Source organism: Immundisolibacter sp. (assembly GCF_050250495.1).
GTDB lineage: Bacteria > Pseudomonadota > Gammaproteobacteria > Immundisolibacterales > Immundisolibacteraceae > Immundisolibacter.
Genome location: NZ_JBFWOM010000012.1, coordinates 20,207 through 38,686, shown reverse-complemented (window position 1 = coordinate 38,686; position 18,480 = coordinate 20,207). Strand labels below are relative to the sequence as shown.

Sequence of the window (18,480 nt, the reverse complement as noted above, 5' to 3'; positions counted from 1 at the left end):
ATGGGGCAACGCCGCCGCGGCAAAGACATCGGCGGACAACGCCACACGGGCGGTGGACTCTAGCAACTTGTCGCCGATGTTGTCACCGGGGGCCGGCGTCCGCGCGGCGCACCGCCAGTGCCGCCAGACCCGCCGCCAGCAGCGGCAACGCCAGCGCAATGAAAAAGCCGCGCGGACCGAAGTCTTCCAGCACGAAACCACCGGCCGCGCCGCCGACCACCGTGCCGACCCGCCCCATGCCGATCGCCCAGCCGACGCCGCTGGCGCGCACCGCGGTCGGATAGATGGACACCGCGAGGTAGTTGAGCGCGATCTGCGGCCCGCCGACGAACAAACCGCTCAGCCCGACCAGCGCGAACACCAGCCCCCAGCGACTGCCGGCCTGCGCCAGCAGCAGCGACACCACCACCGCGCCCGCCAGCAGCCACAGGATGACGCGCCGCACCGGCAGCTTCGGCAGCAGCCAGGCGAGCGGCAGCATGAACACCAGCGCCGCGCCGTTGAGCGTGACAGTCGCGAGCCCCGCCTGGTCCTTGGGAAGACCGGCCGCGGTCAAGACGGACGGGATCCACAGCACGAGGCCGAACCAGGCCACCCAGTTGAAGAAATACGTGCCCCAGATGGCCAGCGTGTTGTGGCGCAATGCCGGCGACAGCAGGGCGCTTGCCCCAGCGCGCGTGGGCGCCTCGGGCAGGGTGAACACGCTGTCCGCGGCGGGCGGCGCGCTCGGCGCAACCCGCGCCAGCATGGCGGCCAGCGCGGACTGCCGATCGCGCCGCGCAAGGTAGTACGGCGACTCCGGGAACAACGCCCACAGAAGGGGCAAGAACAGCAGCGGCGCCGCGCCGCCGAGGATGAACACGCCCTGCCAGCCCCAGGCCGGAATCACCGAGCCGGCGATCAGTCCGCCCACAATCGCGCCGACCGGCAAGCCGAGCCCTGCTACCAGCATGACCAGGCCCCGATGCCGCGCCGGCGAGAACTCCGAAGCGAGCGTGTAGACGTTCGGCGCCGCACCGCCCATGCCGATGCCGGTCAGAAAGCGCAGCACCATCAGCTGCTCGATGCTGCTCGCAAACGCGGTCAATAGCGAGAAGACACCGAACACGGCAGTGGCCCACAGCACCGCCGCGCGCCGGCCGTAGCGATCGCCAAGCGGCCCGAACAGCACCGCACCCAGCGCCATGCCGGCCACGCCGGCGGTCACGATGGGCGCCAGCCCGCGCGGACCCACGCCCAGCGCCTGTGCCAGCGCCGGGCCGGTGAAGGCGATCGCCTGGGTATCGAAACCGTCGAAGGTCGTGACCAGAAAACACAGCACGACCACGCGCACCTGATAGGCGCCGAAGCGCGCCTGATCGAACCACTGCGGCAAATCGACGCGCGCGCCAACCGACATAGCCCCTCCCCCGCCTGTTTTTTGCGCGCCGCAGCATAGCAGCCGGCCGGTACGCGTCCGCCGGCCGCTGCCCGCGACGCGTCAGCTCAGCGGCGCCCGCCCAGCAACGAACCCAGCACGCCCCGCACCAGCTGCCGGCCGAGTTGGCTGCCCACGGCACGCAGCGCGCTCTTGGCGGTGGCTTCGAGCAGGGAATCCGGTTCGCGGCCGCGGCGCCGGGGCGCGGGTTCGCGCTCGGTCTTGTCACGCTCGGCGGCGCCGCGATCCGCCGCTTCAGCAGCCTCCGGTGCAAGGGCCACCCTTGCCGCAGCCCGCGCGGCCAGCAGTTCATGCGCCGACTCGCGGTCGACCGGCGTGTCGTAACGGCCGGCCATTGGTGAACGCGTCAGGTGCTCAACCCGCTCTGGCGCGGTGAGCGGACCGAGGCGCGACGTGGGCGGGCGGATCAGCGTGCGCTCGACGGGCGTCGGCTGGCCGCGCGCGTCGAGCACCGACACCAGCGCCTCGCCGACGCCAAGCTCGGTGATGACGGTCTCGACGTCGAGCCCCGGATTGGCGCGAAAGTTCTGCGCCGCCACGCGCACGGCGGCGCGGTCGCGCGGCGTGAAGGCACGCAGCGCGTGCTGCACGCGGTTGCCGAGCTGCCCCAGCACCGCGTCCGGAATGTCCTGCGGGTTCTGGGTGACAAAGTAGACGCCGACGCCCTTGGACCGGATCAGGCGCACCACCTGCTCGATCTTGTCGAGCAGCGCCTTGGGCGCCGTGTCGAACAGCAGGTGCGCTTCATCGAAAAAGAACACCAGCCGCGGCCGGTCCACGTCGCCGACTTCCGGCAGGCGCTCGAACAGCTCCGCCAGCAGCCACAACAGAAAGGTCGCGTACAGGCGCGGGCGCGGCATGAGCGCGCTCGCGTCGAGCACGCTCACCACGCCCTGGCCGGAGAAGTCCGTGCGCATGAGGTCGGCAAGGTCGAGCGCCGGCTCGCCGAAGAACTCCTCCGCGCCGTCCTGCTCCAGCACCAGTAACTGGCGCTGGATTGCCGCCACGCTGGCGCCGCTGAGGTTGCCGTACTCGGCGCGCAGGCTCGCCGCGTTCTGCGACACCCACGCCAGCAGGCTGCGCAGGTCTTTCAGATCCAGCAGCAGCAGGCCCTGGTCGTCGGCCACCTTGAAGGCGGCGTACAGCACGCCGCTTTGCGTGTCGTTCAGCTCCAGCAGGCTGCCGAGCAGCAGCGGCCCCATGTCGGACACGGTCGCCCGCACCGGATGGCCAGCTTTGCCGTACAGATCCCAGAACACGGCCGGGTTGCCGCGCGGGGTGAAGTCCGTGACGCCAAGCTCTGCCAGACGCGCCGTGATGCGCTCGCCCGGCTGCGCGGGCTGCGACAGGCCGGACAGGTCGCCCTTCACGTCCGCCAGGAACACCGGCACGCCGGCGCGCGAGAAGCCCTCGGCCAGGGTTTGCAGCGTCACCGTCTTGCCCGTACCGGTGGCGCCGGCAATCAGGCCGTGTCGGTTGGCCATGGCAAGGTCGAGCCCAACCGCCTGTCCGGCCGCCGTCCCACCGACAGCAATTTGCGTCACTGGCCGGCCTCCGGCTTGGGCGCAGGCGTGGACTGCCAGGCGGTCAGCCTCCAACCGGCCGCTTCCTGCACGTAGACGGCGGTGTAGAGCACGTCGAGTTGCAGCGGCTTGCCGTCCAGCCGCACGGCAACGCGATTGCTGCCGGTCAGCAGCGCCACCTGCGGCGCGAGCACGCGCACCTGCTGCTGCAAGGGGGTGATGTCGGTGTACGTCATGGCGCCGTTGACGGCGGTTTCGAGGTACGCCGCACGGTCCTGAGTCAGACCGTTGCCGTGCACGTAGCGCAGCTGCGTGGCGAGCGTCGCGTCGAGCGCGGCACGATCCGCCGCAATCAGCGCGGCCGTGCGCGCCCGGTCCACCGCCAGCACGTCCTGCGTCGTGTCGGCCAGGGCACCGCCGCACAGCAGCGTGAGCGCAAGTCCGATCAGCCGCGTCATCAGACAGTCCTCGGCAGACGCGCGAGCGCGAGCAGCGCAAGCGCCGTGGTGATGCCCTCGTAGATCGCGGCACCCGGATTGGCGCCCGCCGGGCCGTGGATACCCATGGCGATGCAGCGCGTGAGCACGAGACCACCCATCACGCAGGCGATGGCCGCGAGCCCCGGCCGCGTCCACTCGCGCCGGAACCCGGCCAGCAGGCAGAACACGCCGAAACCCGCCTGCAGGCCGCCGTACATGGCGCGCACCTCGACCATGCCGGCGGCGGCTTCGAGGCCGTAGCCCGTGAATCGACCGGCGACCTCGACCGGGTACAAAAAGCACGCCACGGCGTAGCCGAAGAACGAAACGCCGGTGACGATCAATACGAATCTGGCAAGCGCCATGTCCACTCCTCCCTGTGAAAGTACCGAGAAATCGCTAGCGAGGCGCGGAGTTATCCAAGACCTCGCCCTCGGGGCAGCATGCCCCGACCTGAATCACTGCCGCCAGGCATTGATCAGGGAGCGCTGCGCGGGCGTGTACCGCGCAGCGCGAGCTGAAAAATTCCATGGAGGGAATTTTTCGGCATCCACTAATTGCGGTAGCTGGAATCCTGCCGATCAAGCCAGCGCATCAGCGACCGGAACGGCAGCCCGCCGAGGCCGGTCGGCGTGATGAAGTGCTGCTGCTGCGGCACCAGTTGCGCAATCCGCGTCAGCATGTCCTGCGAGCCGTGCAGCGGCTGGCCCATGGACAGCGCCGCCACCTGCGTGCGGCATGCGTGCTCCAGCAGCCACATCAGCATGAAGGCCTCGCCGACGCTGTTGCCGGCCGTGAGCATGCCGTGGTTGCGCAGCACCAGCACCTTCTTGTCGCCGAAGTCCGCCACCAGGCGCGCCTTCTCACCGTCGTCCACGGCCAGGCCCTCGAAGTCGTGGTAGGCCACCTGCCCCGTGAGCTGCATCGAATCCTGATTCACGTGCAGCAGGCCGGGCTCGATGCTGGCCACCGCCTCGCCGGCCACGGTGTGGGTGTGCATCACGCACTGCACGTCGTGCCTGGCGGCGTGGATGGCGCTGTGGATGACGTAGCCCGCGCGGTTGATGCGCACCTCGCCGGCGTAGTCGCCGACCACGTTGCCGTCGAGGTCGATCTTGACCAGGTTCGACGCCGTGACCTCGTCGTACATCAGGCCGAAGTTGTTGATGAGGAAGTGATCCTCCTTGCCCGGCACGCGCGCGGTGATGTGGTTGAAGATCAGCATCGACCAGCCGAAGCGGTCGGTCAGGCGGTAGGCGGCGGCCAGTTCCGTGCGCACCTGCCATTCCTCGGGCGAGCACTGGTCGGGGCGGATGCCGACCGGCAGTTCGAAATCACGCGGCTGGTTCATGACGTTCTCCTCGGGTCTGGATTGGCGTGTCGCCCCGGCATCCGTGCCCGGCGGCCGGCAAGCATAGCGCTGCGCGGCGCGCGCACACGGCCTGCTTGCGGGTCCAACCTTACGATCGTTAAAGTGACGGCGCCAGGGATGGCCCGCGCCTGACAAAGACCAAGCCGAGCCGCGCGAAAGCGCCGGCCGCACCCGAGGAGAATCCGAATGAATGCCATCCATGAAGGCGCCCCGCCGACGCCTGACCGCCTGGTGCACGACGACCCCGCGGCCGGCGTGTTCGACGTCCACCGCGACGTGTACCGGGATCCGGCGCTGTTCGAACTCGAAATGCGCTACGTGTTCGAGCGCCACTGGGTGTTCCTGGCGCACGAAACGCAGGTGCCGAAACCGCTCGATTACCTCGCGACGTGGATCGGCCGCCAGCCGGTGCTGCTGCACCGCGACGACAAGGGCAAGCTGAGCGCGTTCCTGAACGTCTGCCCGCACAAGGGCGCGGCGGTGTGCCAGAGCGAATCCGGCAACCGCAAGTTCCACGTCTGCCCCTACCACGGCTGGACCTTCGACGCCCGCGGCGACTGCGTGCTGGTGAAGGATCGCGCCCAGGGCGCGTACCCGTCGCACTTCGAGCAGGCCGACACTCGGCTGCCGCCGCTCGCGCGCTTCGGCAACTACCGCGGCTTTCTGTTCGGCAGCCTCAATCCCGACGTGCCACCGCTCGAAGAGCACCTTGCCGGCATCAGCGTGTTCCTGGACATGATCGTCGACCAGTCGGCCGACGGCACCGAGGTCATCCCCGGCCGCTCGTACTACACGTTCGACGCCAACTGGAAGATGCAGCTAGAGAACTGCCTCGACGCCTACCACCTCACGTCCACGCACCCGAGCTTCATGAACATCGCGGCGTCGCGCGCGAGCGGCGGCAGCAGCTTTCGCAACATCGACATCGCGGACTTCGTGCAGCCGGCCATCCCGTCCGGCAGCTACACGTTCGGGAACGGCCACGCGGCGATCTGGATCGAAACCGCCAACCCGCAGGTGCGCCCGCTGTACCGGCAGTACGACGCGCTGGTGGCGCGCGTCGGGCGCGAGCGCGCCGACATGATGCTGAAGACCATCAACTTCACCGTGTTCCCGAATTTGCAGTTCTCGTGCAACGCCTGCATCCAGATGCGCGTGATGCGCCCGCTGTCGGTGGACCGGACCGAGATGCGCAGCTACTGCGTCGGCCCCAAGGGGGAACCCGCCGAGGCGCGCAAGCTGCGCATTCACCAGTTCGAGGACTTCTTCAACCCGACCGGGCTCGCCACGCCGGACGACTCGCGCGTGTACGAGTCGGTGCAGGTGGGCCTTCGCGCGCGCAGCGCCCCGGACGTGGGCCTGGGGCACCTGCGGGGTCTCGCGCAGGTCATCCGCGGGCCGGACGATTTCGCGCGGCAGATCGGCATCACGCCGCTCACGTCCTCAAGCGGCCGCTCGGACATGCAGGACGAGACCGTGTTCCACGGCTCGTACCGGGAATGGGCGCGGCGCATCAAGGCGGGTCTTGCCAATGAGGTGTCGGCATGAGCCCCGAGCAGGCGCTCGCCACCGGCAGCGCGTTGCTGTACCGCCAGGGCCGGCTGCTCGACGAGCGGCGCTGGCAGGACTGGCTCGCCCTGTTCACCGAGGACTGCCAGTACTGGGTGCCGGCCTGGGTGAGCGAGCAGCGCCAGACCGAAGACCCGGACCGCGAGGTGTCGCTGATCTACTACGACCTGCGCTCGCGTCTGGCGGACCGGGTGTGGCGCGTCGAGTCCGGCACGTCGGTGGCGTCGGACCCCATGCCGCGCACCTGTCACGCGATCTCCAACATCCAGGTCGACGCGGCCGGCGACGACGGCATTGAGCTGTTCGCCTGCTTTCGGGTGGACTACCACTGGCGCGCCAAATCGGACGCGTTCTTCGGCCACTACCGGCACACGCTGCGCCGCGAGGGCAACGACTGGCGCGTCGCGCGGCAGACCATCAGCGTGCTGAACGACTACATCCCGACCCTGCTCGACTTCTACCTGGTGTGACCCATGAGCACTGCGTTTCGAACCCCTGTGTGCGAACGGCTCGGCATCGAGCTGCCGGTGGTGCTGGCCGGCATGGGCGGGGTGTCGTGGCCGAAGCTCGTGGCCGCGGTCAGCAACGCCGGCGGGCTTGGGGTGTACGGCGCCGCGGGCCTTGAACCCGACCAGATCCGCGAGCACATCCGCGAGATCAAGTCGCTCACCGACAAGCCGTGGGCACTAGATCTTTTAGTTCCGATGCCGGGCGTGTTCGACGCGCAGATCGACGTGATGCTGGACGAAGGCTGCCCGATCTTCCTGTCGGCACTCGGCATGCCGACCGAGCTGCTGCCGCGCCTTCGCGCCGCCGGCATGAAGATCGGCGCCATGGTGGGCGCGCCGCGGCACGCGAGGAAGGTGGCCGCGGCCGGTGTGGACTTCATGGTTGCGCAGGGCACCGACGCCGGCGGGCACACCGGCAACATCGGCACCTTCAGCCTGATTCCGCAGGTCGTCGCGGTGGCCGGCGACACGCCGGTGCTGGCGGCGGGCGGCATTTCGCACGGCAGCCAGCTGGTGGCGGCGCTCGCCATGGGCGCGCAGGGCGTGGTGATGGGCACGCGTTTCATCGCGAGCGACGAGGCGCACGCGCTTGACTCGTGGAAGCAGCGCATCGTCGCCGCCGAGGCCAGCGACACCACGCTCACGCGCTGCTACAGCGGCAAGCAGATGCGCGGCTTTCGCAATCAGTACACGGATTCGTGGCTCGGGCGCGAAGCCGAGATCCTGCCCTTCCCGCAGCAGATGGAGGTGTCGCTGCGTGAGGGCGTGCTCGACATGTTCGGCACCAGCGACGATCCGGACCGCGGCTGCCTGCCGACCGGCCAGAGCTGCGGCGGCGTGCGGGACGTGAAGCCGGCCGCGGACGTCGTGCGCGATTTCATGGCCGAGGCGCAGGCGGCGCTCGGCCGTGTCCGCTGACGCGGAAGGCTAGCCCTCGCCCTGGCGCGGAGCCATCGACAGCGGCCGGCTGAAAACGATCGGCGCCGGCTCCTCCTTCGGCAGCTCCTTGAGGGCGAATTTCTGCGCGTCCTGCGCCAGCTTGGCGGCGGAGCCATCCTTTTCGAGCTTGATCAGCAGGCGCAGGTCGTTGGCCGAGTCGGCGTTGGCGATCGCGTCCTCGTACGTGATGGAGCCCTCGGCGTACAGCGCGTGCAGCGCCTGATCGAAGGTGCGCATGCCGAGCTCGTTCGAGCGCGCCATGATGGGCTTGATCTCGTGCACCGCACCCTTGCGGATCAGCTCGCTGATCAGCGGGCTTGCCAGCATCACCTCCACCGCCGCGCGCCTGCCCTTGCCGTCCACCGTCGGCAGCAGGCGCTGCGAGACGATGGCCTTCAGGTTCAGCGACAGGTCCATCAGCAGCTGCCCGCGCCGCTCCTCGGGAAAGAAGTTGATGATCCGGTCCAGCGCCTGGTTGGCGTTGTTGGCGTGCAGCGTGGCAAGGCACAGGTGGCCGGTTTCGGCAAACGCGATAGCGTGTTCCATCGTCTCGCGGCTGCGAATCTCGCCGATCAGGATCACGTCCGGCGCCTGGCGCAGCGTGTTCTTGAGCGCCTCCTCGAACGACATCGTGTCGACGCCCACTTCGCGCTGCGTCACGATGCAGCCGCCGTGGTCGTGCAGGTACTCGACCGGGTCCTCGATGGTGATGATGTGGCCCGTGCTGTTGTGGTTGCGGTAGCCCACCATGGCCGCGAGCGTGGTCGACTTGCCGGTGCCGGTGCCGCCCACCATCAGGGCAAGACCGCGCTCGATCAAGGCGATGTCCTTGAGCACCGGCGGCACCTGCAGGTCCTCGATGGTCGGGATGTGCGTCTCGATCTTGCGCACTACCATGCCGACGTTGCCGCGCTGGATGAAGGTGCTGACGCGAAACCGGCCGATGCCGCGCGCCGAAATGGCGAAATTGCACTCCATGGTGTTTTCGAGCTGCGTGCGCTGGCGCTCGTTCATCACGCCATAGCACATCTCGCGTGCCTCTTCGCTGGAGAACTTCTGGTCGGTGACGGGCTTCACGGCGCCGTGGGTCTTGATGCTCGGGGCGACGCCCGCTGTGACGAACAGGTCGGACGAGTTCTGCTCGACCATGGTCTGCAGCAGGCTGGCGAAATCGATCATCACGGAACTCCGAAGGTGAGCGGCAGGGCGTTGCGCGGACGCATTCGCGTCAGCGGAACAGCTCCTTGTTGACGGCGCGCGCGGCGGCGTCCTCGCGGCTGATCTTGTGCTGCGCGACCATCTTCTGCATGCACTGGTCGAGCGTCTGCATGCCGTGCCCCTGGCCGGTCTGGATGGCGGAGTAAATCTGCGCGACCTTGTTCTCGCGAATCAGGTTGCGGATGGCCGGCGTGCCCATCATCACCTCGTGGGCGGCGATGCGGCCGCCGCCGATGCGCTTCAGCAGCGTCTGGGCGATAACCGCGCGCAGTGATTCGGACAACATGGCGCGCACCATGTCCTTCTCGCCGGCCGGGAACACGTCGATGATGCGGTCGATGGTCTTGGCGGCCGAGCTCGTGTGCAGCGTGCCGAACACGAGATGACCCGTCTCGGCGGCGGTCAGCGCCAGCCGAATCGTCTCCAGATCGCGCATTTCGCCGACCAGGATGGTGTCCGGGTCCTCGCGCAGCGCCGAGCGCAGCGCCTCGCTGAAACCGTGCGTGTCGCGGTGCACCTCGCGCTGGTTGATCAGGCAGCGCTTGCTTTCGTGCACGAACTCGATCGGGTCCTCGATGGTCAGGATGTGGCCGTACTCGGCGCGGTTCTTCTCGTCCACCATGGCCGCGAGCGTGGTCGACTTGCCCGAACCCGTGGGGCCGGTCACCAGCACGATGCCGCGCGGCAGCATGGCCAGTTCGCTGAAATTCTGCGGCGCTTCGAGGTCTTCCAGGGTGCGAATCTTGTTCGGCACGTTGCGAAACGCCGCCGCCGCGCCACGCTGCTGGTTGTAGGCATTGACGCGAAAGCGCGCCAGGCCCGGAATCTCGAACGAGAAATCGGTCTCGTAGAACTCCTCATAGTCCTTGCGCTGGCGGTCGTTCATGATGTCGTACACCATGTCGTGGACCTGCGAGTGGTCCATCGCCGGCAGGTCCAGGCGCCGCACGTCGCCGTCGACCCGGATCATCGGCGGCATTCCGGCCGACAGGTGCAGATCGGACGCGTTGTTGGTGACGGTGAACGCCAGCAGCTCCGTAATATCCATGCGCAAGAACGCCTCTTGTTGGCCCGCAGGGCCCGGCCGGGTAGATGCAGCGCGGCTGGTAAACTTGCCGGTGCATTGCTCGGGGGTTATGCCATTACATCTGCCGCTACTGCAAATTCTTTAGGTGATCTTGCCGCGCGTTGGCATGCGGTGGACGATCGCCTGCGCCGGGCGGTCGAGGAGCATGGGCGTGCAGCCGGCAGCGCGGCGCTGGTGGCGGCGAGCAAGGCGCAGCCGGTCGACCGCATCCGCGCCCTCGCCGCACTTGGCCAGCGCCGGTTCGGTGAAAATTTCGTGCAAGAGGCGCGCCTGAAAATGGACGCGTGCGCGGATCTTGACCTCGAATGGCACTTCATCGGCGCCCTGCAGGGCAACAAGGCAGCGCAGGTGGCGCGGCACTTCGACTGGGTGCACACGGTGGCCTCGCTGCCGGTGGCGGCGCGCCTGTCACGCGCCCGCGGCACCGAGCGGCCGCCGCTTAACGTGTGCGTGCAGGTCAACATCGATGGCGAGGCCAGCAAGGCCGGCGTGGCGCCGCAAGACGTCGCCGGGCTGGCGCGGGCGGTGGCCGACCTGCCCGGCCTGCGCCTGCGCGGCCTGATGACGCTGCCGGCCCCGGCCGGCGAGCTTGACGCGCAGCGGCGGCCGTTTCGGGCGCTGCGCGAGGCGCTGGATCGGCTGCGCGGGCAGGGCCTCCCGCTCGACACGCTGTCGATGGGCATGAGCGCTGACCTGGAGGCCGCCATCGCCGAGGGCGCCACGCTGGTGCGCGTTGGCACGGCCCTGTTCGGACCGCGCCCGACGCGGCGCTGATGTCGATACAAAGGACTGTCGTTATGGCTGGCGAAATCGTTTTTATTGGTGGCGGCAATATGGGCCGGGCGCTGCTCGGCGGCCTGATCGCCGACGGCACGCCCGCGGCGGAACTCGCCGTTGCGGAACCCGACGCCGCCCGCCGCGCCGCACTGACGGACGAGCTGGGCATTCGCACCGCCGCCGACGGCGAGGCCCTCGCCAGCAGCGCGGGCGTGCTGGTGCTGGCCGTCAAGCCGCAGGTGCTGCGCACGGTCGCGCAAGGCCTCGCCGGGCACTTTGAAGCGCACCGCCCGCTGGTGGTGTCCATCGTCGCTGGCGTTACCGAAGCGGACATAGACGCCTGGCTCGGTGGTGACTTTCCGGTCGTGCGCTGCATGCCGAACACGCCGGCGCTGGTGCGTCAGGGCATAAGTGCCCTGCATGCCAACGCTCGCGTCAGCGCCGCGCAGCGCGCGCAGGCCGAGCGCATCCTGCGCGCGGTCGGCAGCGTGCTGTGGGTGCAGGACGAGGCGCAGCTCGACGCCGTCACCGCCGTGTCCGGCAGCGGACCGGCGTATTTCTTCGCCGTCATGGAAGCCATGGAGCAGGCCGGCGTGGCGCTGGGTCTGACGCCTGACGTGTCGCGCCAGCTCACGCTGCAAACCGCGCTTGGCGCGGCCGTGCTGGCCACGCACAGCGCCGACCCGCCGGCCACGCTGCGCGCGCAGGTCACCTCGCCGGGCGGCACCACGCAGGCCGCCCTGGAAGTGCTGCAGGCGGGTGGGCTCGGTGGGCTGTTTCAGGACGCGCTCACGGCGGCCCACCGGCGCGCCGGCGAGCTGGCGCGGCAGTCCTGAGATCGTGCCGATGGTCTACTCACCGCTGACGCAAGCCGCGCTGTTCCTGGTGCAGACCGCGTTTGGCCTCTACGCCGCCGTGGTGTTGCTGCGCCTGCTGTTCCAGGCCATGGACGTCGACTTTCGCAATCCGCTGTCGCAGTTCGTCTACAAGGCGACGCAACCGCTGGTGGCGCCGCTGCGCCGCGTGCTGCCGTGGCGCGCGCGCATCGAACCGGCGCTGGTGGTGGTATTGCTTCTGGTGCACCTGATCGAGGTGTATGTGCTGTCGGCCATCCGCGGCTACGTACCGGGCCTTGCCGGCGCCGTGCTCATGGCGACCGCGCAGGCCCTGGCGCTGCTGGCACTCACGCTGAGCGCGGTGCTCATCGTGCGCGCCATCGCGAGCTGGGTGGTGGCCTCGGGCGGCGGCTACAACCCAATGCTGCGACTGCTGGATGAACTCACCGAGCCCCTGCTGGCGCCGCTGCGGCGCATCATCCCGCCGACCGGCGGCTTCGACTGGTCGGTGCTGATCGCGCTGGTACTGATACAGCTCGCCAACATCCTGCTGGTACAGCCGTTCATCGTGCTAGCGGCACGGATCATGGTGCAGGGCCTGTGAACGGCGCGCCGTACCGCCGCCAGGGCGCGGTGTGGGTGCTCGACGTGCTGGTGCAGCCACGCGCCGCGCGCACGGAACTGGCCGGCCTGCACGATGGGCGGCTCAAGCTGCGCCTGACCGCCCCGCCGGTGGACGGCGCCGCCAACGCGGCGCTGGTCGCGTTTCTGGCTGACCGGCTCGGCCTGCCGCGCGGCGCCATCGACGTGGCGAGCGGTCAGACGGGTCGGCGCAAGTCGATCCGCATCGCGGCCGGCGACGAACTCGCGCCGCGTCTGTCGAGTCTGCTGGAGACCGCCGCGTGATCGACTGGACCGCCATCGACACCGTGCTGCTCGACATGGACGGCACGCTGCTCGACCTGCACTACGACAACGCCTTCTGGTTCGAGCACCTGCCGCGCACCTGGGGCGCGCGGCGCGGGCTCGACGTGCACGCCGCGCGCGAGGCGATCCATGCACAGGCCGAGCGCCGGCGCGGCACGCTCGACTTCTACTGCATGGCGTACTGGAGCGAGCTGCTGGAGCTCGACGTGGCGGCGCTGAATACGGAACTTGCTCACCTGATTGGCCTTCGCCCGCAGGTACCGGAGTTCCTGGACTGGCTGCTGGCAGCCGGCAAGCGGCGCGTGCTGGTCACCAACTCGCACCGCAGCGGGCTCGATTTCAAGCTGGCGCGCACCGGGCTCGACGCCTGGCTGGACACCATCGTCTGCGCCCACGATCTCGCCGCACCCAAGGAGGACCCGGCCTTCTGGCCGCGGCTACAGGACCTACTCGGCTTCGACCCGGCGCGAACATTGCTGGTTGACGACAACGCCCACGTGCTGCGCGCTGCGCGCGACTACGGCATCGGGCACGTGCTGGCCGTGGCGCAGCCGGACTCGAAGGCGCAGGCCCAGCACCTGCCGGACCTGCCCATGCTGCTCAGCTTCGGGCAAGTATTGCCACAGCACTGATCGCTGCGGCCCGACACAGCCGGGCCGCAGACAGCGGCGCTTACGCCGCCTTGATGCCGGACAGGAAGTGCACCACCTTGCCGCGCAGCAGCTCGGCCTGCTCGGACAGCTCGTTGGCCACGCCCAGCACCTGCTTGGCCGACGCGCCGGTCGACGACGCCGCCTGGCTCACGCCGCCGATGTTCGACGACACCTCGTACGTGCCCGCCGACGCCTGCGCCACGTTGGCCGCAATCTCCCGCGTGGCCGCGCCCTGCTGCTCGACCCCTTCCGCGATCATGGCGCTGATCTCGCTGATCTGGCCGATCGTGCTGCCGATCGACTGGATCGCCGTCACCGCCTCCCGCGTCGCGTGCTGCACGGCCGTGATCTGGCCGGTGATCTGCTCGGTCGCCTTGGCGGTCTCGTTCGCCAGGTTCTTCACTTCCGACGCCACCACCGCAAAGCCCTTGCCGGCATCGCCGGCCCGCGCCGCCTCGATGGTCGCGTTCAGCGCCAGCAGATTGGTCTGACCGGCAATGTCCGTGATCAGCTGCACCACATCGCCAATCCGCTGCGCCGCCTCGGTCAGGCCCTGAATCTGCACGTTGGTGCGCTCGGCTTCGGTGACCGCCTTGCTCGCAATCTCGGCCGAGTGGCTCACCTGGCGGCTGATCTCGGCGATGGACGCCGACAGTTCCTCAGCGGCGCTCGCCACCGTCTGCACGTTGGCTGACGCCTGCTCGGACGCCACCGCAGCCGCCGTCGCCTGCGCGCTGGCCTCGTCCGCCGCCGCGGTCATGGAGGATGCCGTGGCCTGCATTTCGGTCGCCGCCGAGGCCACCGAGTTCATCATCAGGCCTACCTCGCGGTCGAACTCGACGCTCAGCTGCTCCATGGTCTGTGCGCGCGCCTCGCGCTGCGCCGTCTCGAACGCCTGCTCCGCTTCCTTGGCGCGGATCATGTTTTCCTTGAACACCAGCACCGCCTGGGCCATCCGGCCCAGCTCGTCGCCACGGCCGGTGCCCGGAATGTCCACGCCGTGGTCGCCGTCCGCCAACCGGCCCATCGTGCCCGTCAGGCCGACGACGGGCCGCGACACGCTGCGGCCGACCGTCCAGGCGATCAGCAGGCTCAGCACCGTGCCGATCGTCGCGAGGATCACGATCACCGTGCCGGCGCGCGCAAGCGACCCGCGGGTGTCTTCGCCGCTGTGCTTCGCTCGGGCCTTGATGATCTCCTGCATCTGCTCGGAGTCGTCGATCATTTCCGCCGTATCGACCGACGCCAGCAGTTGCTGTTTCGCGGCCTCATCCACCGCCTGCCCGCCCCGCAACTGGTCCAGCTTGCCCGACAGGACCACAAGGTCTCCAGCCAGCTCGTCCCGCAGGGCCCGTTCCTCGGCGGTTTTGAACAGCTTCTCGCCCTCTTCGAGGTGCTGAGCGAAAACACGCAGGTGATCCTTGGCCTCGGCCAGCACCTTGGGATCGCCGGCATGGGCGAACTCCCGCGCCAGCGTCTGCACCTGCAGCAGCTCCATGTCGATTTCCGTGGCCGTCCCCTGGGCCGCAAGCGTCGCCTCGAACTCTTTGAACTGCTCGGCCGCACCGCGCAGCCCGATGTAACTGCCACAGCTGATGACCAGCAGCATCGTCAGCGCCAGGCCATAGCCGGCACCGATCCGCATACTCAAAGACAACGTGCTGATAAAACTGCGCCGGGCGAGCGCTGCGGCGTTGGTGCTGGACGGCATGAGGACTTCCTATCAATTCAGGTTGGCGTCAGGTTGGCGCCGCAAAGCGGCACCGACGGTAGTGGGTTGAAGTTCGAGCTATCGACCATCCAACGGAACGCTTGAGTCCCGCGGTGAAACGCGGTACCCGGCGGCATGCAGCGCCGCCGGGCTGGGCGCCGTTGGACGGTCAGGTGTCGCCAGCAGGCCGCCAGGAAGCCCTCCGGGCTACCGGGCTACCGGGCGACGGCGTCACCGGAAGCGGTGCGAGAAACCGATGCCGATGGCGCGGTCCGGGGTGTGCTCGTTCAGGCCGAGGTTCACCGACAGGTCCACCAGCGTGTCGCTGCTCAGCGCGTAGGTCACGCCGGTGTCGAAGGTCACCACATCGCCGCCGCGGCGCTCGCCGCGCAGCGCCTGCCCGGCCACTTCCACGAATCCGCGCAGCGCGCCAATCAGCGGGCGGCTATAGGTCGCGGCGAGAATGCCGCTCCAGTAACGATCGTCGCGCAGCTCGTCCTTGTCGTAGGCCGCGCCACCCATCACGCCAAAGGCGGCATCGCCCGGCAGTTCCCACTCGGCCACCACGCGCAGCGAGGGCACCTCGGCCGGCGCGCGAAAGGCCGCCGATCCCGATTCGAGATCAACATGCGCCAGCAGCGCCAACGCGGGCCGGTGGCCGGCGGCATCGCCATCCTGCAGGTGCCACTTCAGCCCGATCGACGCGTCGGCCGCACCGCTTTCGGTATCGCTCACGCCGCCCGCGCGCACCCGCTCGTGGAGGTAGCCGTCCGTTTCGGCACGCAGCTCCACGGTATCGCTGATGCCATAACGCAGCAGGGTCGGCGTGCTGCGCACGCGCGTGCGCACGCCGTCGTTCCGGTCGCTCTCGTAGGCAAAGCTGGTCTCGATCTGGAACACGCCCTTGCCGACCACGTCGCTCGACTCGACAAAGTCCGGCCGGTCGGTTGCGATGTCGTCAGCCTGTGCGCAGGCCGCCGCCAGCAACAAGGCGCCTGCCGCGGCTACGGCACCGGTCGACTTCAGGGCGCGGGGAGCCGCGGAACGCAACGTCGGGGCTGTGTTGAACATATTCACTCCATGAAACACGTGTGTGGGGGCGCGGCCACCAGCCCGCACGCGGTATGGCGTGCCGGCGTGCGCCGCAACGGGGAAAACGTACCAATGAACACGGCCCGCGGTTCCGCGGGCACAAGATCACTGCGGCCCGGCCCAACCGGGCCGCAGACAGCGGCGCTTACGCCGCCTTGATGCCGGACAGGAAGTGCACCACCTTGCCGCGCAGCAGCTCGGCCTGCTCGGACAGCTCGTTGGCCACGCCCAGCACCTGCTTGGCCGACGCGCCGGTCGACGACGCCGCCTGGCTCACGCCGCCGATGTTCGACGACACCTCGTACGTGCCCGCCGACGCCTGCGCCACGTTGGCCGCAATCTCCCGCGTGGCCGCGCCCTGCTGCTCGACCCCTTCCGCGATCATGGCGCTGATCTCGCTGATCTGGCCGATCGTGCTGCCGATCGACTGGATCGCCGTCACCGCCTCCCGCGTCGCGTGCTGCACGGCCGTGATCTGGCCGGTGATCTGCTCGGTCGCCTTGGCGGTCTCGTTCGCCAGGTTCTTCACTTCCGACGCCACCACCGCAAAGCCCTTGCCGGCATCGCCGGCCCGCGCCGCCTCGATGGTCGCGTTCAGCGCCAGCAGATTGGTCTGACCGGCAATGTCCGTGATCAGCTGCACCACATCGCCAATCCGCTGCGCCGCCTCGGTCAGGCCCTGAATCTGCACGTTGGTGCGCTCGGCTTCGGTGACCGCCTTGCTCGCAATCTCGGCCGAGTGGCTCACCTGGCGGCTGATCTCGGCGATGGACGCCGACAGTTCCTCAGCGGCGCTCGCCACCGTCTGCACGTTGGCTGACGCCTGCTCGGACGCCACCGCAGCCGCCGTCGCCTGCGCGCTGGCCTCGTCCGCCGCCGCGGTCATGGAGGATGCCGTGGCCTGCATTTCGGTCGCCGCCGAGGCCACCGAGTTCATCATCAGGCCTACCTCGCGGTCGAACTCGACGCTCAGCTGCTCCATGGTCTGTGCGCGCGCCTCGCGCTGCGCCGTCTCGAACGCCTGCTCCGCTTCCTTGGCGCGGATCATGTTTTCCTTGAACACCAGCACCGCCTGGGCCATCCGGCCCAGCTCGTCGCCACGGCCGGTGCCCGGAATGTCCACGCCGTGGTCGCCGTCCGCCAACCGGCCCATCGTGCCCGTCAGGCCGACGACGGGCCGCTGATGCCGCGGGCAACGAACACGCCGACCACCACCACCGCCAGGATGCCGGCGCCGATCAGCGTCGCGATGTTCCGCAGCCTGCGGGCCGGCGCCATCATCTCGACCTCGTCGATTTCGCCGATGATGCCCCAGCGAACGCCCTCGAAATCGATCGGCCGGTACACGGACAGCACCGGCACACCGCGGTAGTCGAGAATGTCGGCAAAGCCGATGTTGCCGGCCAGCGCCGCCTTGACCGTGTCGGTATCGACCTTGGTTTTCAGAATGGTCGACTCCTTGGCGAAACGCGAATCGCTGCGCATCAGCTTGTCGGCGCCGATCAGGTAGGTCTCGCCGCTCTCGCCCATGCCGGCGGAGGATTGCATCATCTGACTGATGCGCCCCGCAGGCATCTGGAACGCCAGCACGCCCAGCACCTGCCCGTCGCGCACGATGGGCGTGGCGATGAAGCTGGCCGGCGCGCCATTGCTCGGCGCATAGGCGGCGAAGTCGCTGAACGCGATGGTGCCCGCGCTGCCGGCGCGCGCCTTGCGGAACACCTCGGCAAGGCCGGTGTCCTTGCCGGGGCCGTGTTCGAGGTTGCTGGCGAAATCGCGCTCCTTGAACACGGTGTACACGACCTCGCCGGCCGGCGAGATCAGGAAAACGTCGTAGTAGCCGCGCGCCTCCAGAAACTGCCGGAACCAGGGATGAAAGCGCGCATGGCCGGCGCTGTAGGCCGAGCCGTCGCCGGCGGCGTCGAGTTTGTGCTTCTCGCCGACGGGGTTGGGGTTGGTATCGATGTAGAGCTTTTGCAGCGCCGCGGTGGCGTCGCCACTGCCGGCCAGTTCTCCCCAGCCCTGCTGATAGGCGGCCAGCGCGTCCGCTACCTGACCGCTGGCGGCGATCGCCACCGCGTCCTCACGGATGGACCCCAGATACGACGCGAGCGCGTCGTGGCGCGCCTGCACCAGCGCGGTGAATTTCTCGTCCGCGGCGTGGCGCAAGGCCGATGCAGCCAGGAAGTAACTGGCCATCCCTACGGCAACAACGGCCAGCAGGGCGGCGATCGCCACCAGGCCGGGAATCTTGCGCGACAGGGAAAGGTTTGCGTAAACGGACATCGGTAAGCCTCCTGGTCCCTGGATTGGCTGGTGTGCGGCGCTGGCGACCGAAACACGTCTGCGA

The 18,480-nt window shown here is 68.9% G+C and carries 19 protein-coding genes; 8 read left to right on the top strand and 11 right to left on the bottom strand.

What is annotated here, in order from left to right:
• Window positions 1–82: 82 nt before the first annotated feature.
• From AB7F93_RS09500 to AB7F93_RS09480, 5 genes are all read right to left on the bottom strand, one after another.
• A complete protein-coding gene (locus AB7F93_RS09500) occupies window positions 83–1,399 on the bottom strand; it encodes an MFS transporter (RefSeq protein WP_428302662.1) in 1,317 nt (438 codons plus the stop codon).
• 86 nt (window positions 1,400–1,485) lie between these two features.
• Window positions 1,486–2,922, bottom strand: a complete 1,437-nt coding sequence (locus tag AB7F93_RS09495) for a helicase HerA-like domain-containing protein (RefSeq protein WP_428302707.1) — start codon at window positions 2,920–2,922, stop codon at window positions 1,486–1,488.
• A 56-nt stretch (window positions 2,923–2,978) separates the two neighbouring features.
• Entirely contained in the window at window positions 2,979–3,419 is a 441-nt protein-coding gene (locus AB7F93_RS09490; RefSeq protein WP_428302661.1) for a nuclear transport factor 2 family protein, read from the bottom strand.
• On the bottom strand, window positions 3,419–3,805 hold the full coding sequence (locus tag AB7F93_RS09485) for a DUF4345 family protein (RefSeq protein ID WP_428302660.1): 387 nt from the start codon (window positions 3,803–3,805) through the stop codon (window positions 3,419–3,421). Before AB7F93_RS09485 ends, AB7F93_RS09490 begins: the two co-directional genes overlap by 1 nt.
• Window positions 3,806–3,993: 188 nt before the next feature.
• A complete protein-coding gene (locus AB7F93_RS09480; RefSeq protein ID WP_428302659.1) occupies window positions 3,994–4,791 on the bottom strand; it encodes a class II aldolase/adducin family protein in 798 nt (265 codons plus the stop codon).
• A 207-nt stretch (window positions 4,792–4,998) separates the two neighbouring features.
• Here AB7F93_RS09480 and AB7F93_RS09475 point away from each other — a divergent pair, with 207 nt between their 5' ends.
• Genes AB7F93_RS09475 through AB7F93_RS09465 form a run of 3 tightly spaced genes read left to right on the top strand, consistent with a single transcriptional unit; the run spans window position 4,999 to window position 7,808 of the window.
• Window positions 4,999–6,360 carry an aromatic ring-hydroxylating oxygenase subunit alpha gene (locus AB7F93_RS09475; RefSeq protein WP_428302658.1) on the top strand — a complete coding sequence of 454 codons (1,362 nt, stop codon included), beginning with the start codon at window positions 4,999–5,001 and terminating at the stop codon, window positions 6,358–6,360.
• Window positions 6,357–6,851, top strand: coding sequence for an aromatic-ring-hydroxylating dioxygenase subunit beta (locus tag AB7F93_RS09470; RefSeq protein WP_428302657.1), 495 nt, complete (start codon window positions 6,357–6,359; stop codon window positions 6,849–6,851). The genes AB7F93_RS09475 and AB7F93_RS09470 overlap by 4 nt, the downstream gene beginning before the upstream one ends.
• A gap of 3 nt (window positions 6,852–6,854) precedes the next feature.
• A complete protein-coding gene (locus AB7F93_RS09465; protein ID WP_428302656.1) occupies window positions 6,855–7,808 on the top strand; it encodes an NAD(P)H-dependent flavin oxidoreductase in 954 nt (317 codons plus the stop codon).
• Window positions 7,809–7,817: 9 nt separating this feature from the next.
• On the opposite strand, the gene AB7F93_RS09460 is transcribed toward AB7F93_RS09465, so the two are convergent.
• Together AB7F93_RS09460 and AB7F93_RS09455 are read right to left on the bottom strand one after the other, a co-directional pair.
• Window positions 7,818–9,005 carry a PilT/PilU family type 4a pilus ATPase gene (locus AB7F93_RS09460; RefSeq protein ID WP_428302706.1) on the bottom strand — a complete coding sequence of 396 codons (1,188 nt, stop codon included), beginning with the start codon at window positions 9,003–9,005 and terminating at the stop codon, window positions 7,818–7,820.
• Between the two features lie 52 nt (window positions 9,006–9,057).
• Window positions 9,058–10,095: a type IV pilus twitching motility protein PilT gene (locus tag AB7F93_RS09455; RefSeq protein WP_428302655.1), complete on the bottom strand. Its 1,038-nt coding sequence runs from the start codon at window positions 10,093–10,095 to the stop codon at window positions 9,058–9,060.
• 150 nt (window positions 10,096–10,245) lie between these two features.
• Between AB7F93_RS09455 and AB7F93_RS09450 the strand changes: the two genes are divergently transcribed.
• The 5 genes from AB7F93_RS09450 to yrfG are packed head-to-tail and all read left to right on the top strand — an operon-like array spanning window position 10,246 to window position 13,306.
• Window positions 10,246–10,908 carry a YggS family pyridoxal phosphate-dependent enzyme gene (locus tag AB7F93_RS09450; protein WP_428302654.1) on the top strand — a complete coding sequence of 221 codons (663 nt, stop codon included), beginning with the start codon at window positions 10,246–10,248 and terminating at the stop codon, window positions 10,906–10,908.
• Window positions 10,909–10,931: 23 nt separating this feature from the next.
• Window positions 10,932–11,747, top strand: a complete 816-nt coding sequence (gene proC / locus AB7F93_RS09445) for a pyrroline-5-carboxylate reductase (protein ID WP_428302653.1) — start codon at window positions 10,932–10,934, stop codon at window positions 11,745–11,747.
• A 10-nt stretch (window positions 11,748–11,757) separates the two neighbouring features.
• Complete coding sequence (locus AB7F93_RS09440) at window positions 11,758–12,351, top strand: YggT family protein (RefSeq protein ID WP_428302652.1); 594 nt, start codon at window positions 11,758–11,760, stop codon at window positions 12,349–12,351.
• Window positions 12,348–12,653 carry a DUF167 domain-containing protein gene (locus tag AB7F93_RS09435; RefSeq protein ID WP_428302651.1) on the top strand — a complete coding sequence of 102 codons (306 nt, stop codon included), beginning with the start codon at window positions 12,348–12,350 and terminating at the stop codon, window positions 12,651–12,653. The genes AB7F93_RS09440 and AB7F93_RS09435 overlap by 4 nt, the downstream gene beginning before the upstream one ends.
• Window positions 12,650–13,306, top strand: a complete 657-nt coding sequence (gene yrfG / locus AB7F93_RS09430; RefSeq protein ID WP_428302650.1) for a GMP/IMP nucleotidase — start codon at window positions 12,650–12,652, stop codon at window positions 13,304–13,306. The genes AB7F93_RS09435 and yrfG overlap by 4 nt, the downstream gene beginning before the upstream one ends.
• Before the next feature lie 40 nt (window positions 13,307–13,346).
• Here yrfG and AB7F93_RS09425 read toward each other — a convergent pair whose 3' ends face one another.
• The 4 genes from AB7F93_RS09425 to AB7F93_RS09410 all read right to left on the bottom strand — a co-directional run bounded on the left by AB7F93_RS09425 (window position 13,347) and on the right by AB7F93_RS09410 (window position 18,416).
• Window positions 13,347–14,972 (bottom strand): methyl-accepting chemotaxis protein, encoded by a 1,626-nt coding sequence (locus AB7F93_RS09425; RefSeq protein ID WP_428302649.1) that lies wholly within the window; start codon window positions 14,970–14,972, stop codon window positions 13,347–13,349.
• A 297-nt stretch (window positions 14,973–15,269) separates the two neighbouring features.
• Window positions 15,270–16,109, bottom strand: coding sequence for a transporter (locus tag AB7F93_RS09420; RefSeq protein ID WP_428302648.1), 840 nt, complete (start codon window positions 16,107–16,109; stop codon window positions 15,270–15,272).
• A gap of 166 nt (window positions 16,110–16,275) precedes the next feature.
• Entirely contained in the window at window positions 16,276–17,283 is a 1,008-nt protein-coding gene (locus tag AB7F93_RS09415) for a methyl-accepting chemotaxis protein (protein ID WP_428302647.1), read from the bottom strand.
• A gap of 8 nt (window positions 17,284–17,291) precedes the next feature.
• Entirely contained in the window at window positions 17,292–18,416 is a 1,125-nt protein-coding gene (locus tag AB7F93_RS09410) for a cache domain-containing protein (protein WP_428302646.1), read from the bottom strand.
• Between the last annotated feature and the right edge of the window lie 64 nt (window positions 18,417–18,480).